This is a genomic window from Janthinobacterium sp. KBS0711 (assembly GCF_000988085.1).
Lineage (GTDB): Bacteria > Pseudomonadota > Gammaproteobacteria > Burkholderiales > Burkholderiaceae_D > Janthinobacterium > Janthinobacterium lividum_E.
In genome coordinates this window covers 241,980-255,458 of sequence record NZ_LBCO01000007.1, presented here as the reverse complement: position 1 = coordinate 255,458, position 13,479 = coordinate 241,980, and the positions used below count along the sequence as shown (strand labels likewise).

The 13,479-nt window shown below is 62.9% G+C and carries 15 protein-coding genes; 13 read left to right on the top strand and 2 right to left on the bottom strand.

The annotated features are described in order from the left end of the window. Positions 1-44: 44 nt before the first annotated feature. Both VM94_RS04980 and VM94_RS04975 read left to right on the top strand, forming a co-directional pair. Positions 45-1,706 carry a histidine kinase gene (locus VM94_RS04980; protein WP_046682449.1) on the top strand — a complete coding sequence of 554 codons (1,662 nt, stop codon included), beginning with the start codon at positions 45-47 and terminating at the stop codon, positions 1,704-1,706. Next, on the top strand, positions 1,703-2,392 hold the full coding sequence (locus VM94_RS04975; RefSeq protein WP_046682448.1) for a LytR/AlgR family response regulator transcription factor: 690 nt from the start codon (positions 1,703-1,705) through the stop codon (positions 2,390-2,392). The genes VM94_RS04980 and VM94_RS04975 overlap by 4 nt, the downstream gene beginning before the upstream one ends. Positions 2,393-2,396: 4 nt before the next feature. On the opposite strand, the gene VM94_RS04970 is transcribed toward VM94_RS04975, so the two are convergent. Then, a complete protein-coding gene (locus VM94_RS04970) occupies positions 2,397-3,269 on the bottom strand; it encodes a zinc-dependent peptidase (protein WP_046682447.1) in 873 nt (290 codons plus the stop codon). A gap of 265 nt (positions 3,270-3,534) precedes the next feature. Next, the gene (locus tag VM94_RS04965; RefSeq protein ID WP_223278908.1) at positions 3,535-4,035 is read right to left on the bottom strand and encodes a winged helix-turn-helix domain-containing protein; all 501 of its coding nucleotides are present in this window, start codon (positions 4,033-4,035) and stop codon (positions 3,535-3,537) included. Positions 4,036-4,308: 273 nt separating this feature from the next. Here VM94_RS04965 and VM94_RS28465 point away from each other — a divergent pair, with 273 nt between their 5' ends. The 11 genes from VM94_RS28465 to VM94_RS04915 all read left to right on the top strand — a co-directional run bounded on the left by VM94_RS28465 (position 4,309) and on the right by VM94_RS04915 (position 13,428). After that, positions 4,309-4,482 (top strand): hypothetical protein, encoded by a 174-nt coding sequence (locus VM94_RS28465; protein WP_160309274.1) that lies wholly within the window; start codon positions 4,309-4,311, stop codon positions 4,480-4,482. Positions 4,483-4,502: 20 nt separating this feature from the next. Then, a complete protein-coding gene (locus VM94_RS04960) occupies positions 4,503-4,739 on the top strand; it encodes a hypothetical protein (RefSeq protein WP_046682446.1) in 237 nt (78 codons plus the stop codon). Positions 4,740-5,138: 399 nt separating this feature from the next. Further along, entirely contained in the window at positions 5,139-6,140 is a 1,002-nt protein-coding gene (locus VM94_RS04955) for an ABC transporter substrate-binding protein (protein ID WP_046682445.1), read from the top strand. Between the two features lie 27 nt (positions 6,141-6,167). Beyond that, a complete protein-coding gene (locus VM94_RS04950) occupies positions 6,168-6,977 on the top strand; it encodes an ABC transporter permease (protein WP_370385376.1) in 810 nt (269 codons plus the stop codon). A gap of 11 nt (positions 6,978-6,988) precedes the next feature. Beyond that, positions 6,989-7,780 (top strand): ABC transporter ATP-binding protein, encoded by a 792-nt coding sequence (locus tag VM94_RS04945; RefSeq protein ID WP_034786306.1) that lies wholly within the window; start codon positions 6,989-6,991, stop codon positions 7,778-7,780. Between the two features lie 101 nt (positions 7,781-7,881). Next, on the top strand, positions 7,882-9,780 hold the full coding sequence (locus VM94_RS04940) for a sensor histidine kinase (protein WP_046682444.1): 1,899 nt from the start codon (positions 7,882-7,884) through the stop codon (positions 9,778-9,780). Further along, a complete protein-coding gene (locus tag VM94_RS04935) occupies positions 9,767-11,113 on the top strand; it encodes a sigma-54-dependent transcriptional regulator (protein WP_046682443.1) in 1,347 nt (448 codons plus the stop codon). Before VM94_RS04940 ends, VM94_RS04935 begins: the two co-directional genes overlap by 14 nt. A gap of 116 nt (positions 11,114-11,229) precedes the next feature. Then, positions 11,230-11,703 (top strand): hypothetical protein, encoded by a 474-nt coding sequence (locus tag VM94_RS04930; RefSeq protein ID WP_046682442.1) that lies wholly within the window; start codon positions 11,230-11,232, stop codon positions 11,701-11,703. A 27-nt stretch (positions 11,704-11,730) separates the two neighbouring features. Continuing rightward, positions 11,731-12,243 carry a hypothetical protein gene (locus tag VM94_RS04925; RefSeq protein WP_052755521.1) on the top strand — a complete coding sequence of 171 codons (513 nt, stop codon included), beginning with the start codon at positions 11,731-11,733 and terminating at the stop codon, positions 12,241-12,243. Between the two features lie 114 nt (positions 12,244-12,357). Beyond that, entirely contained in the window at positions 12,358-12,678 is a 321-nt protein-coding gene (locus VM94_RS04920) for a hypothetical protein (RefSeq protein ID WP_138828868.1), read from the top strand. Between the two features lie 90 nt (positions 12,679-12,768). Next, positions 12,769-13,428, top strand: a complete 660-nt coding sequence (locus VM94_RS04915; RefSeq protein WP_046682440.1) for a hypothetical protein — start codon at positions 12,769-12,771, stop codon at positions 13,426-13,428. Positions 13,429-13,479 lie beyond the last annotated feature (51 nt).

Here is a 13,479-nt window from a genome sequence, read left to right as displayed (position 1 = left end):
AGTCGATGAAAATGTTGCAAAGGGGTAGCACATGAGCAGCTACAATGCCCGCCATGCCCTCCTGCTTCCGCTACCTGCTGCTGTGCTGCCTGGCCGTGCCCCCTTTCGCCTTGGGCATGGACAGGCTATCGCTGGCCGAAGGCTGGCGCGCCTGCGGCGTCAGTGCTGCGACGCCCGCCGCCTCGCTGCGCCAGCTGCTCAAGCCTGGCCAGCTGCTGTGCGCCGAACGCGATATCACCCTGGCCGCCACGCCCTCGTCGACCCAGCTGCTGGTGCTGTCGGCGCTGGCCGCCAGCGAATTCTGGCTCGATGGCAGCTTGATCGGCAGCAATGGCCAGCCGGCCAGCCAGGCCAGCGGGGAGCGCGCGGGCGACATCGATTTCGCCATCCACCTGACGCCACAGCAGTTGTCCACGGGCACGCACCATCTGCGCCTGCTGCTGTCGACGCAGCAGGCGCCGGCCCGCCTGGCGTCGCCATTGTATGCACTGTACCTGGTCGACCGGCAAGACTACCGCACGGCGCTGGCCTGGTACCGGCTGCCGCCGTTGCTGCTGGCCGGGGCCTTGGGCGCCGCCGCCCTGCTCTTCCTCGCCTTGACGGCGCTGTACCAGCGACAGCGGCACTGGGCCATGTTTGCCGCGCTGTGCCTGGTGGCGGCGCTGCTGCTGGTGGTGGAACTCTGGCGCAGCGTTGCCGGCTATGCCTATCCCATGCATTTGCCGCGCCTGTACGCCGTCAGCGCCCTGACCTGGCTGTTTTCCGCCCTGCTGCCCCTGTATTTTTATACGGCATACCGGCTGCCGCACTGGCCGCTGGCGGCGGCCGTGCTGCTGGCGGGCATCGCGCTGGCTGGCGCGCTGCCCGCGCATTTCGACTCGCGCTGCTGGTGGATGTTTTTGACGGGCCTGGCAGCGAGCCTGGCGCTCAACCTGGGCGCCCTCTGGCGCCGCCTGCCGGGCAGTCACGGCGGCACCTTGATCGCGCTGGCCTCGTGCGCCCTGTTCCTGCTGACGGGCAGCCAGTTTGCCGAAGGCGGCTTCGCCCTCGTCGTGTGCTTTTTGCTGCTGCCCCTGTGCGCGCAATTGCTGGCCCAGCTGCTGCGCGAACGCAGCAAGGCGGCGCGCGCCCAGCAGCTGGAAAACCAGCTCTTGCGCAAAAGCATGCAACCGCATTTCCTGATGAATTCCCTCAGCCTGATCGGCGAACTCAACGCGCAGTCGCCGCAGGCGGCCGAAACCTTCATCGAGGCGCTGGGTGCGGAGTTGCGCATGCTCAACGAATTCGCCCAACAGCCCAGCATTGCCCTGACGCAGGAACTGGCCCTGTGCGAGAATTACCTGAGCATCATGGGCACGCGGCTGCAGCAGCCGTGCAGCCTGCAACTCGATGGCGAAGCGGCGGGCATCACCGTGCCGCCCGCCATCTTGCTGACGGCGCTGGAAAATGCGTTCAGCCATAACCGCTACCGCCACGGCGCGGCCTTTATCCTGCGCATCGCACGCCATGCGCAAACGCAGGTGCTCACCGTAATCTTGCCCGAAGGCGAAGCGCGCGCGCATGCGGGCGGCGGCATGGGCGAACAGTACATCCGCGCCAGCCTGCACGCCGTGTTTGGCGATGCGGCACGCTATGAGTCTGAATATGCCGGCGAACAGCAGCAAACAGGCTGGCGCCTCACCTTTACCTTGCCGGCGGCGCCATGAATGTGTTGATATTGGAAGATGAACCGCTGATCGCGCAAGGCCTCGAACGCGAAGTGCGCGCGCATTTCGGCGTGCGCCTCGGCAATCTCGTGCTGCATGACAATGTCCCGCAAGCGCTGACCGCCCTGGCCCAGGAGCAGGTCGACTTGCTGCTGCTGGATCTGAACCTGCACGGCGCCGACGGCTATGACTTGCTGCGCCTGGCCCAGGCAGCCCCGTTCCAGACGATCATCGTCTCGGCCCACGCGGAACGCTCGATCACGGCCTTCGAATTCGGTGTGCTCGACTTCGTTGCCAAGCCTTTCAGCCGCGAGCGCCTGCACAAGGCGCTGCAACGCTATACGGGACGGCATACGGAAGCGGCCTCGCTGGCCGTCAAGAAACGCGGTGCGCTCGAATGGATCGCCATGGCCGACATCGACCATGTGCAAGCCGATGGCCACTACAGCAACATCGTGCTGCGCAGCGGCGAACAGTGTTTTCATGACTTGCCTATCGACAAGCTCATGGCCCTGCTGCCGCCCCACTTCCTGCGCGTGCACCGCTCCTACATCGTCAACAGCCTGGGTTTCAAAAGGCTGCAGATCGCGGCGGGCGGCAAATACGCGCTCGACACGCAGACGAGCACGGGCATCCCCGTGTCGCGCAGCAGCTATCCCGCGCTGAAAGGGCGGCTGCTGGGCTGAACGCTTACCAATGTGCCGCGTAGTTGGGAAACGGCGAGGCCATGTGCTCGGGCTCCACGGGCGGCGCCATCCAGTCGCGCGGGTCGACCTTGTAATATTGCAAGAATTGCGCGTACAGCTCCTCGTGGTGCTCGGCCATCTGATATGGCTTTTCAAAGAAGGTTTCCGTGGCCACGGCAAAGAATTCGGCGGGATTCGTGGCGCCGTAATGGTCCATCACGCTGTGCTGCTGGTAGATGGCGTCGTGGCGCAGGTTGTCGAAGTCGCGCGACAGCACCGTGGCCCAGCTGCGGTAGCTCGACACGCTGGGCAAATACGGTGCGCCATTCGCGGCGCCCGATTCGCTGTCGAGCTGGTGGGCAAATTCATGCAGCACGACATTGTGGCCATCGGTCCAGTCGGCCGCACCGCGCTGCACGTGGTCCCAGGCCAGCACCACTCTGCCATCGCCCCAGGATTCGCCCAATAAACCATTGGCCGATGGCGTCACCACGCCGCCCGGTCCCACTTCATTGCGCGTGACGATGAATTCCGTGGGGTACACGAGGATGGTGTCGAGTTCCGGATACACCTGCGTCTGGCGGTTCAGCAGCAGCAAGCAAGCCTGGCCGGCGATCGTGTAGCGCATCTCGTCCGTGATCTCCAGCCCGCCGCAACCGACGAATTTCTTCTGGTACAGGAATTGCACGACGAGACGACGCAACTGCTCCTGCAGCGGGGCCGGCATGCGCGGATACACGGGGATATTCTTTTCCAGCACGGCCAGGCCTTCAGCCGGCAAGGGTTTCGCCAAGGCCCGCTTCAGGCGCCAGCGGGGAAACCACAGCGAAAACACGATGGCGGCCGTGACGAGGGCGATCCACAGAAGCGGATTCATGCGGCGGCCCGCTTCAGGATGAGGGCAAGGGGGCAGGAAAACACGGCGTAGGCAGACAAGGACAGCTCCTTCAAGTGAACCCGCGCGTCGCGGGCAGCAGTCCAGCCCACATGGGGATGCTTGCAGTCTTTTCAATCAGACAGCATGAAACGGCCTGCCCCAACGCCAAAAGCCGGGTTGCAACCCGGCTTTCGACATGCATCTGAGAATCAAAACCACAAGCATTCCGCCCGCCAGCCGCCAGGCGGCCGATCAGAAGCTGCTTTTACTCAGCCGATTTTTGCTGCGGCGCACCGAACAAGGCTGCCACCAACGGATCGCGCGTCACGGGACCGCGGTTGACGCGGATGGCGTAATGCGTGTCATCGGCCAGGATGTGGAAGTGGCGGCCGCTGCCTGCCATGCTTTGCTCGCGCAAGCCTGGACGGTCCTTGCGCGGTGGCGCGCCTTCGCGTTTCGGCTGTACGATGGCGGCCAGGAAGGCGCGCACGCGCTCAGGATCTGGCGTCAGCTGGTACACTGCCTTGCCCAGATAGGTGGCGGTGCCTTCGATGTAGCGGGCCAGTTCGATCACGCCCGCTTCGCGCAGGTCGCGGATATATTTGCGGGCGCCCGATGGCGAAAACTTGAGGAACCAGGCGATTTCGTCGGCCAGCATCTCGTGCAGCGACAATTCGCCGATCAGCTTTTGCATGTTTTCGATGCGGCGCAGGGTGGCCGACGTCGAACGCACGCGCTCGATCGGTGCCATGGAAATGGGATTCATGCGTTCCGGGGGGATCGGTGCTGCGCGTTCTACCATTTGCGAGCCTTTTTCGGGGCTACGAAGTTCCTGGTGCGCTGCCTTTAATTCGCTCTTCACGTGAGACTGAGTCATTGCATGCATTTGAATACTCCTTTTAAACGATTGCCGGTAGCCCGGATTGTTAAGTTCTTGGCAATTTTTATACCAGAACGCCACGAATCCTGAGCGTCTGGACACAGAATGCCATCCTGCTCCTCACTGGTCTGTGCGTTAACGAACATTAGAAGCAAGAAAGTGAAAAATATTGCCTTGCTGAATTATTTCTCTGACGACATCTATAAAAGACATCCAAAAACGCTGTGCCCCATTCGCGCACAAAGTGAAATAGCGAACAGAAGCGTCGGCATTCTTGCAATAAATTCAAGCTTCGCGCGCGGCACCCGCCGCCCGCATCGCGCCACTTCTTGATACTTTGCAAAGGAACCATCATGAACATGCCTAGTCTGCTGGCCGCCGCCGCCCTGATCACCTTGTCCGCCTGCAAAAAACCGGCCGAAGCGCCGCTGCCCGAAACGGCGCCCAACCCCGCTTCCGCGCCACAAGTAATGCCGCCGCCCGTCGCGCCAGCCACGCCGGAAGCGGGTCCCGGCAGCACGACGCCGCCTGCGCCGCTGACCGATCCGGCCACCGCACCGGCCCTGCCGCCCGCCACGACGCCAAAGTAAGCCCGGCACACCTCGAGCCGATCCATCAGGCGCCCGCGCGGCGCCGCCCCTACTCCACGGGGGAGTTACGCGTTGCCAGCCTGTTTGCAACGCGTTTTTTTACGATTGGAGTCGGCCACGCCATTTAGGTTCACCTGCTCCGAATGCGCAATCCAATACCGAACCCGCCTGCCAAAATGCGGCAATCCGCACAATCTTTCCCCTCGCCGTGCGGAAAGGCGGAATCTCGCCATTTCCCATTTTCAATAGATTCAAATTAAACCTTTATAAACAATCACTTGCAATAAACGTCAAAATGCGCTCCACTGGCACGGAAGATGCTTTTATATTTTCATAGCCGTCATCAGAGCGGCGGCCTCACCCAATATAAAAAACCATCTACCTTTTGGAGACAACAGCATGGCACGCACCTTCCGCATCTCGTCCTTCCTCAACACCAAAGCACTGGCCGTCGCCGTCGCCCTGGCCGCGCAATTTCCGCTGGCCGTCCACGCGGCCGATACCGTACGCCTGGGCAACCTGAAATTCGCCCATTACGGCGCCGTCGCCTACATGAAGGAAATCGCGCCGAAATACGACCTGAAGATCGAAGAGCGCATCTTCGCCAAGGGCCTCGACATCGTGCCAGCCATGATCGCCGGCGAAATCGACGTGTCCGCCAGCGCGCTGGAAGCGGCCATCACGGGCCGCGCCACGGGCTTGCCCGTGTATCTGGTGGGCGGCTTTGCCAAGGGCGGCGTGCAGATCGTCGGCCGTCCCGACCTGAACATCAAGGGCATCGCCGACCTGAAAGGCAAGAAAGTCGGCGTCACGCGCGGCGGCCCGCAGGAAATCCTGCTGTTCGCCGAGCTGACCAAGGCCAAGCTGACCTGGTCCGACAAACCGGGCAAGGACGTGCAGATCCTGTACATGGGCTACCCCGACTTGAACCAGGCGCTGCTGACCAAGGATATCGACGTCATGAGCCAGTCCGAGCCGTACTCGACCCAGGCCATCCACAAGAAATACGGCGCGGCCATCATCAAGCCCTACGACACGCCGCTGGGCGAGCCCGTGCGCGCGCTGGTGATGACGGAAAAAATGTACAAGGAAAAGCCGGCCGTGGCCCAGCGCTTCATGGATTGCTTCGTCGCTGCCACGCGCGCCTTCCTGGCCGACCCGAAACTGGCGGAAAAATACGTGCGCGAATCGATGTTCAAGAACCAGATCACCTCCGACGATTACCGCGACGCCATCGACAACGCCATCTTCACGGAAGACATCACGCAAAGCCACGTGCAGCTGACCACCGACTACATGGTGAAATTCGGCGTGGGCCGCATGGCCAAAGCGCCTGCAGCCCAGGATTGGGTCAAGCTGGATCTGCTGGAAAAAGCCAAGAAATCCTACGCGCCTCGCTAATCTGAAAGTGTCACGATGAATATTCAAATGATGAAACGCTTCGCGCACGGCGCCGCCGTGCCCGTCGCCGTGCTGCTGCTGTGGCAAGCCATGTCCACGTTCGGCTGGATCAACCCGCAAATCCTGCCCTCGCCCGTCGCCGTGGTCGTGAAGTGGTATGAATACCTGATCCCCATGGAAGCGTACACGCCCGAAGCGGGCAATTACCTGGTGTGGATGTTCTCCGGCGAACTGCCGCACGACGCCTGGGCCAGCCTGTCGCGCGTGCTGGGCGGCTTTGCCATCGGCGCCGGCCTGGCCTTGCCGCTGGGCTTGCTGATGGGTACCAACAAGACCATCTACAAACTGTTCGATCCGCTGGTGCAGGTGCTGCGCCCGATTCCGCCGATCGCCTATATTCCGCTGGCAATTTTGTGGTTCGGCCTGGGCAATCCGCCCGCCTTCTTCCTGATCAGCATCGGTTCCTTCTTCCCCGTGCTGATGAATACCATCGCCGGCGTGCGCCAGGTCGACGGCATCTATATCCGCGCCGCGCGCAACCTGGGCGCCAGCCAGATGACGATGTTCCGCCGCGTCATCCTGCCGGCCGCCACGCCGTATATTTTGGCCGGCGCGCGCATCGGCATGGGCACGGCCTTCATCGTCGTGATCGTGGCGGAGATGATCGCCGTCAACAGCGGCCTCGGTTTCCGCATCCTGGAAGCGCGCGAGTACTTCTGGTCCGACAAGATTATCGCCGGCATGTTTACCATCGGCCTGTTCGGCCTGGCCATCGATATCGCCATGAATGCCCTGAATAATCATTTGCTGCAGTGGCACCGCGGCCTGGAACACTGAGAGGAACGGCCATGACCACGATCAATATCAACGCAGTCAATAAAATCTTCACCACGGGCGGCGCGGACGTCATCGCCCTGAAGGACATCAACCTGGAAATCGCCAGCGGCGAGTTCATCTGTCTGCTGGGACCGTCCGGCTGCGGCAAGTCGACCTTGCTCAACGCCATCGCCGGCTTTTCGCAGCCGACGTCGGGCCAGATCCTGGCCGGCGGCAAGCTGATCACCGAACCCGGTCCCGACCGCGGCATGGTGTTCCAGGAATACGCGCTGTTCCCCTGGATGACCATTGAGAGCAATATCGCTTTCGGCCTGGAAATCGCCGGCAAGACGCCGGCCGAGATCAAGGAACGGGTCGACATGCTGCTGAGCATGCTGGGCTTGACGGAATTCCGTGCCCGCTACCCGAAAGACTTGTCGGGCGGCATGCGCCAGCGTGTGGCGATTGCCCGCGTGCTGGCCCTCGATTCGCCGATCATGCTGATGGATGAACCGTTCGGCGCGCTGGACGCCTTGACGCGGCGCAACCTGCAAGATGAATTGCTGAAAATCTGGAAAGTCTTCGGCACCACCATCGTATTCGTCACGCACTCGATCGAGGAATCGATCTACTTGGCCGACCGCACCATCGTCATGACCTACCGTCCCGGCACCATCAAGCGCGACGTGGCCATCGACCTGCCCCGCCCGCGCGACCCGAGCGACCCCGAGTTCAACCGCCTGAAACGCATGCTGGGCGAGATGGTGATGGAAGAGCAGCAGCGTCATCACAATGCGGAGACGATGGCAAGTACCGCTGATTAAATAATGGGGTCAGTCGCTTCGCGATCGGGATGTGGCCCATTGGGGCGCATCCCCCCGCCGGGTCTGACCCCAGATTGCCACAAACAAACACACGGAGCACCATGGCAGCCGGCAAATGGCCCCTGAGACAGCTACTCGCCCCCCTGCTGGCCGTGGGGTCGCTGGTCGTGCTGACGTGGGCGTCGTATGCCTGGGTCAAGCAGCGCCAGCTCGACGAATTGCACCGCACCCTCGATTCGCGCGCGGAACTGTATGCGGCGTCCATCGGCGGCGCCCTCAACAAGTACGAATTCCTGCCCCTGGCCGTGGCCCAGAGCGATGCGGTGGCGCAATTGCTGGAGCAGCCCAGCGCCGATAAAGTCACGCAAATCAACGCCTACCTGGTCGACATGAACCGCCGCGCGGGCGCCTTTGCCGTCTACGTGCTCGACGACAAGGGCACAACCCTGGCGTCGAGCAACTGGCAGGACCGCAGCTCGTATGTGGGTGTCAACTACGGTTTCCGCCCCTATTTCAAGAATGCGATCGCAGGCGGCATCGGCCGCTTCTACGGCATCGGCTTTTCCACCTTCGAGGCCGGCTATTTCATTTCGCAGCCCGTGCAGCGCGACGGACGCATCATCGGCATCGTCGCCGCCAAGGTCAACCTGGACTGGATCGAGCAATCGTGGCGCACGCCCGGCGCGGGCGAACAGATCTGGGTCAAGGATGCGAATGGCGTGATCATCCTGGCCACCACGCCGGCCTTCAAGTTCAAGACCCTGGCCCCGCTGTCGGCGGACGCAAAGAAAGACATCAGCGAACAGCGCCAGTTCCTGCAGGAAAATCTCCCCATCCTGCCGCACCGCGTCAGCCGCCAGTTCGCCGACGGCGCCAGCGTGATGACCCTGGAACGTCCGCAGACGGGTGACACCCCCGCCCTGTCCGGCAGCGCCGACTACCTGGCCGTGAACCGTGCGCTGGGCCCGCTGCAATGGCAGATCACGGTGCTGGCCGAACTCGACCAGGTGAATGAGGCGGCGCGCAACGCGGCCATCGCCGCCGCGCTGGGCTGGGCCTTGCTGCTGCTGGCCCTGATGTATGCGCGCCAGCGCCGGCGCCGCATCGCCGACAAGCTCAATGCGCAGCAAACCCTGGCGCGCGCCTATGAACAGCTGGAAATCAAGGTCGAGCAGCGCACGGCCGACCTCGTGCACGCGAACGGCCGCCTGCAAGCCGAGGTGATGGAACGCGAACGGGCCGAGCAAACCTTGCGCTATGCCCAGGCGGAACTGGTGCAAAGCGGCAAGCTGGCGGCCATCGGCCAGATGGCGGCTGGCGTCACGCACGAGCTGAACCAGCCGCTGGCCGCCCTGCAAACGTTTTCCGACAATGCCAAGGTGTTTCTGGCGCGGGGCCAGATCGACGATGCGCTCGACAACCTGTCGACCATTTCCGACCTCGTCAAGCGCCTCGGCTATGTGACGTCGCAACTGAAAGGCTTTGCGCGGCGCAGCGACGATGCCCGCAAGCCCGTCAGCGTGCGCCAGGCATTTGCGCAAACCATGCTGCAGATCCGCACGCGCAAGAACTCACAGCGTTTGACCCTGCATGAAAGCTGGCTGGAGGACGACATCATCGTGCTGTGCAACGCCATCGGCCTGGAACAGGTGTTTACCAATCTGATCACGAACGCCATGGATGCCGTGCCGGAAAGCGAGCCCGTGCAAATCTGGTTCCAGGTGCGCCGCGAAGGCAGCCTCGCCGTGCTGCATATCACCGATAATGGCCCCGGCATCCCGCTGGCCTCGCTCGACAAGATATTCGACCCCTTCTATACCACCAAGGAGCACGGCCTGGGCTTGGGTTTGTCGATCAGCGCAGGCATACTGCGGGCGGCCGGCAGCGCCCTGGCCGTGCGCAACCGCAGCGCGCAGGAAGGGGGCGGCGCACAATTTACCATCACCCTGAGCTGCGACCCGGGGGAGAGAGACAAGGAATCATCTGATGCACGAGAATAATTTTGAAGGCATGCAAGTGCTGCTGGTGGAAGACGACGCCGTCGTGCGCAAGGGCGCCCGGCAATCGCTGGAACTGGCGGGCTTGCAAGTGACGGCCGTCGCCACGGCCGAGGAAGCGCTGCCCTATCTGGTGCCCGAATTTGCGGGCATTTTATTGAGCGACATCAAGCTGCCCGGCATGGATGGCTTGAAACTGCTCGATATCGCCGTGGCGCAGGACGCCAGCCTGCCCGTCATCCTCGTCACGGGACATGGCGACGTGTCGATGGCCGTGGGCGCCATGCGCCGTGGCGCCTACGACTTCATCGAAAAACCGTTTTCCGCCGACTTGCTGGTGGAAGTGTGCCGCCGCGCGCTCGACAAGCGCCACCTGGTGCTGGAAAACATGAACTTGCGCCGCCAGCTCGAGCAGCGGGTCGGCATCGAAGCGCGCATCGTGGGCCGCAGCGCGGCCATGGCCAAGGTGCGCCAGCTGGTGCTGAACCTGGCGCCGAAATCGGCCGACATCATCATCCTCGGCGAAACGGGAACCGGCAAGGAACTGATCGCCCGCTGCCTGCACGACTTCAGCGAGCGGCGCGACCACCCGTTCGTCGCGATCAATTGCGGCGCCCTGCCCGAATCGATCTTCGAATCGGAACTGTTCGGCCACGAGGAAGGCGCGTTTACGGGCGCGCAGCGCCAGCGCATCGGCAAGATCGAGTACGCGAACGGCGGCACCCTGTTCCTCGATGAAATCGAAAGCATGCCGCTGGCCCTGCAAGTGAAACTGCTGCGCGTGCTGCAGGAGCGGCAAGTGGAGCGGCTCGGCTCGAACAAATTGATATCCGTGAATTTCCGCGTAATCGCCGCCGCCAAGGAAGATTTGAATGTGCTGGCGGAACAGGGGAAATTCCGTCCCGACCTGTATTACCGCCTGAACGTGGCCAGCCTGACCCTGCCCGCCCTGCGCAACCGGCGCGAGGATATCCCGCTGCTGTTCGAATTTTTCGTGCTGCAGGCAGCGCTGCGCTATAGCCAGCCGGCCGCCCTCGTCAGCGGCGAACTGATCGCGTCCCTGATGGCGCAGCGCTGGGCCGGCAATGTGCGCGAACTGCACAACGTGGCCGACCGCTTCGTGCTGGGCCTGCTTGACGACACGCTGAGCCCGGCCGGCTGCCGCGAAGCCTCGCTGGCCGAGCAAGTCGACACGTTCGAGATTTCCATCATCGAGGAAGCCTTGCGCCGCCACAATGGCAACGTCATCGATGCGGCAGCCAGCCTGAATATTCCCAAGAAAACCCTGTACGACAAGCTCAAGCGTTTCGATATTTCAACCGAGCAGTTCCGCTGACGCCTGCGCCACGGCCAGCCATGCACCCACAGCCGCGGGCGGCGCGCTCCTACTTGCCGGCCTGTCCGCGCGTGCCAGAATCGAGACTCCACTTCAAGCCACGAGAAGGAGTTCCCATGAAACCATCCGCATTGATGCTGGCCATCCTGCTGTTCGGTAGTGCAAGCGCCCTGGCACAGGCGCAATCGACGGGCACCGGCAATACCACAGGCAACACGGGCAACACGGGCACGGCGGCCCAGCAAGATACGCAGCAAAATACGCGACAGGACGACACGGCGCCGCGCAAGCATGACAAGAAGCAGAAGCAGAAATCCGGCAAGTCGCGCAATCACGATACGGGACAATCGACCAGCGCGGGGCAGTCCACCAGCGGCACCAACTCGGGCGGCGGCGCCTCGGGCAGCGCCGGCCAGTCCGCAGGCAACGCCGCGCGCAGCGGTACGCAAAACATGAATGGCAATACGGGCGGTACAGGCACATCGGGAACTTCGGGCACGTCAGGGACATCGGGGACTTCCGGCAATAGCGGCACCTCTGGCACGTCGGGCAACACGGGCGTGGTGCCGCCGCGCCAGCCCGGCCGCTAAGCGCTAGCAACGCGGCACGGGATAGCCATGACGGCGCTGCAGGCCGCGTTGCTGCTGCACGGCCTGCTGGGCGGGGCCGACGTCATCCTGAACCACGAGTTGCTCGTGCGGCTGCCGTCGCGCCCAGGCGCAGCCGCCGAGCAGCGCCTGCACAGCGCCCGCGAAGTCATCTTCGGCCTGCTGTTTCCCTCGCTGGGCCTGTTCAGCTGGCACGGCTGGCTGGCCTGGTGGCCCGTGGCACTGCTGCTGGCGGAGATATTCGTCTCGCTGCGCGACACCGTGGTCGAAGGCGATACGCGCCGCCTGCCCGTGCCCGAACGCATCTTGCACGTCCTGCTATTCATTAACCTGGGCGTGATCGCCACCCTGCTGCTGCAAACGCTGTCCGGCTGGCTGGTCCTGCCGACGGCCATGCAAGCCTTGCCGCCCGGCGGACCCGGCCAGTGGCTGGCCGCCATGGGCGCCATCTCGCTGGCATGGTCCGTGCGCGACGGCCTGAGCGCGCGGCGCCTGCGCTTGCGTGCGTGCCAACATGCGTGAACACTGGCAATATGCTCACACGCGCATGCGGCATATTCCTACTTGGATACAACGGCACGCATGTGACAATCCAGTCTCGACAGCAACTCCCAACTTTGATACAGGACACGCACCATGAAAACTCCCGCTCTCTTGCTGGCCGCCACCCTGATGACCGTTGGCGGCGCCTGGGTGCAAGCCCAGTCGACGACGAATCTGAACCAGACGGGCAACCACACCAACAATGCCAAGGACCCGGGCCAGCAATCGGATGCCTCCGACAAGCTCGACAACAAAGGCAAGCTGGTCCACGACGGCAAGACCAGCAAAACCCGCACGGACAAGCGCACGCGGCGCGGCAAACCCACGGTGGATAAACCGCACAGCGGCGCCCCCACCGAGCCGCCAGCATCCACGCCAGCGGCGCCCAGCATCCCCGTCGCCCCCGTGAAATAGGGCCAGCGCTGCGCCACGTTGCTTCCAGACACGCTATCATCGCGCCTTTACAAGATAGCCAGGAAGACAATGAAAGCAGCATGGTGTGGAATGATGGCGGCAGGCGTATTGGCGGCCGCGAGCGTACAGGCGGCCCCCACGGTGGGCGAGTGCATGGAACTGACGACGGGCATCAAGTTCAGCAAGAACAATGGCGATGCACAAGTCAACGTCGAGGAAACCTTCGAGGGCAAGAAACAAAAGGGCACGCAGCTGATCCTCAACGGCGGCGTGCTGCTGGCCACGTCCTACCAGGACATCCGCGATGGCCAGGTGTTCTTGACGGGCAACGTCCACTACAACGAAGACGGCACCGTGCGCAGCAAGAACGTCTACACGCCGCAGTCCGCCATCCCCGCCAACATGCGCCCCGGCCAGGAGGTGCGCGTGCAATTTTCGGACACGCAAACGAGCACCCACTACCCGCTTGCGGGCCTGTCCGACAAGATCACCACCTCGACCCGCACGGACGAGCGCAATTTCTCCATCACCTTCCTGGGCTGGGAACGCCTGGAACTGGGCGGCCGCCGCTTCCCCGATGCCTGCAAGTTCGAACTGCATGATGTGGGCGGAAAAAGCAAAGGCAAAAGCGGCGAATACGTGTGGTACGCGCAAGGCTATGGCGTGATCATGACGGACAAGCTGGACAACAATGGCGATGTGCAGCCGGCTTACCGCATTGCGCTGACGAAGATCCTCAGTGCGCCATAAGACGACCTTCTTTCCAGCAATGCTTGCGTAAACGCAATTAATCCGCCATCC

Bases quoted from the DNA above. Each gene is read 5' to 3' on its own strand.
- VM94_RS04915 (WP_046682440.1), top strand. From the start codon at position 12,769: ATGATGGCGGCAGGCGTATTGGCGGCCGCGAGCGTACAGGCGGCCCCC.
- VM94_RS04920 (WP_138828868.1), top strand. From the start codon at position 12,358: ATGAAAACTCCCGCTCTCTTGCTGGCCGCCACCCTGATGACCGTTGGC.
- VM94_RS04970 (WP_046682447.1), bottom strand. From the start codon at position 3,269: ATGAATCCGCTTCTGTGGATCGCCCTCGTCACGGCCGCCATCGTGTTT.
- VM94_RS04965 (WP_223278908.1), bottom strand. From the start codon at position 4,035: ATGAATCCCATTTCCATGGCACCGATCGAGCGCGTGCGTTCGACGTCG.
- VM94_RS04975 (WP_046682448.1), top strand. From the start codon at position 1,703: ATGAATGTGTTGATATTGGAAGATGAACCGCTGATCGCGCAAGGCCTC.
- VM94_RS04950 (WP_370385376.1), top strand. From the start codon at position 6,168: ATGATGAAACGCTTCGCGCACGGCGCCGCCGTGCCCGTCGCCGTGCTG.
- VM94_RS04960 (WP_046682446.1), top strand. From the start codon at position 4,503: ATGAACATGCCTAGTCTGCTGGCCGCCGCCGCCCTGATCACCTTGTCC.
- VM94_RS04980 (WP_046682449.1), top strand. From the start codon at position 45: ATGCCCGCCATGCCCTCCTGCTTCCGCTACCTGCTGCTGTGCTGCCTG.
- VM94_RS04955 (WP_046682445.1), top strand. From the start codon at position 5,139: ATGGCACGCACCTTCCGCATCTCGTCCTTCCTCAACACCAAAGCACTG.
- VM94_RS04945 (WP_034786306.1), top strand. From the start codon at position 6,989: ATGACCACGATCAATATCAACGCAGTCAATAAAATCTTCACCACGGGC.
- VM94_RS04935 (WP_046682443.1), top strand. From the start codon at position 9,767: ATGCACGAGAATAATTTTGAAGGCATGCAAGTGCTGCTGGTGGAAGAC.
- VM94_RS04925 (WP_052755521.1), top strand. From the start codon at position 11,731: ATGACGGCGCTGCAGGCCGCGTTGCTGCTGCACGGCCTGCTGGGCGGG.
- VM94_RS04940 (WP_046682444.1), top strand. From the start codon at position 7,882: ATGGCAGCCGGCAAATGGCCCCTGAGACAGCTACTCGCCCCCCTGCTG.
- VM94_RS04930 (WP_046682442.1), top strand. From the start codon at position 11,230: ATGAAACCATCCGCATTGATGCTGGCCATCCTGCTGTTCGGTAGTGCA.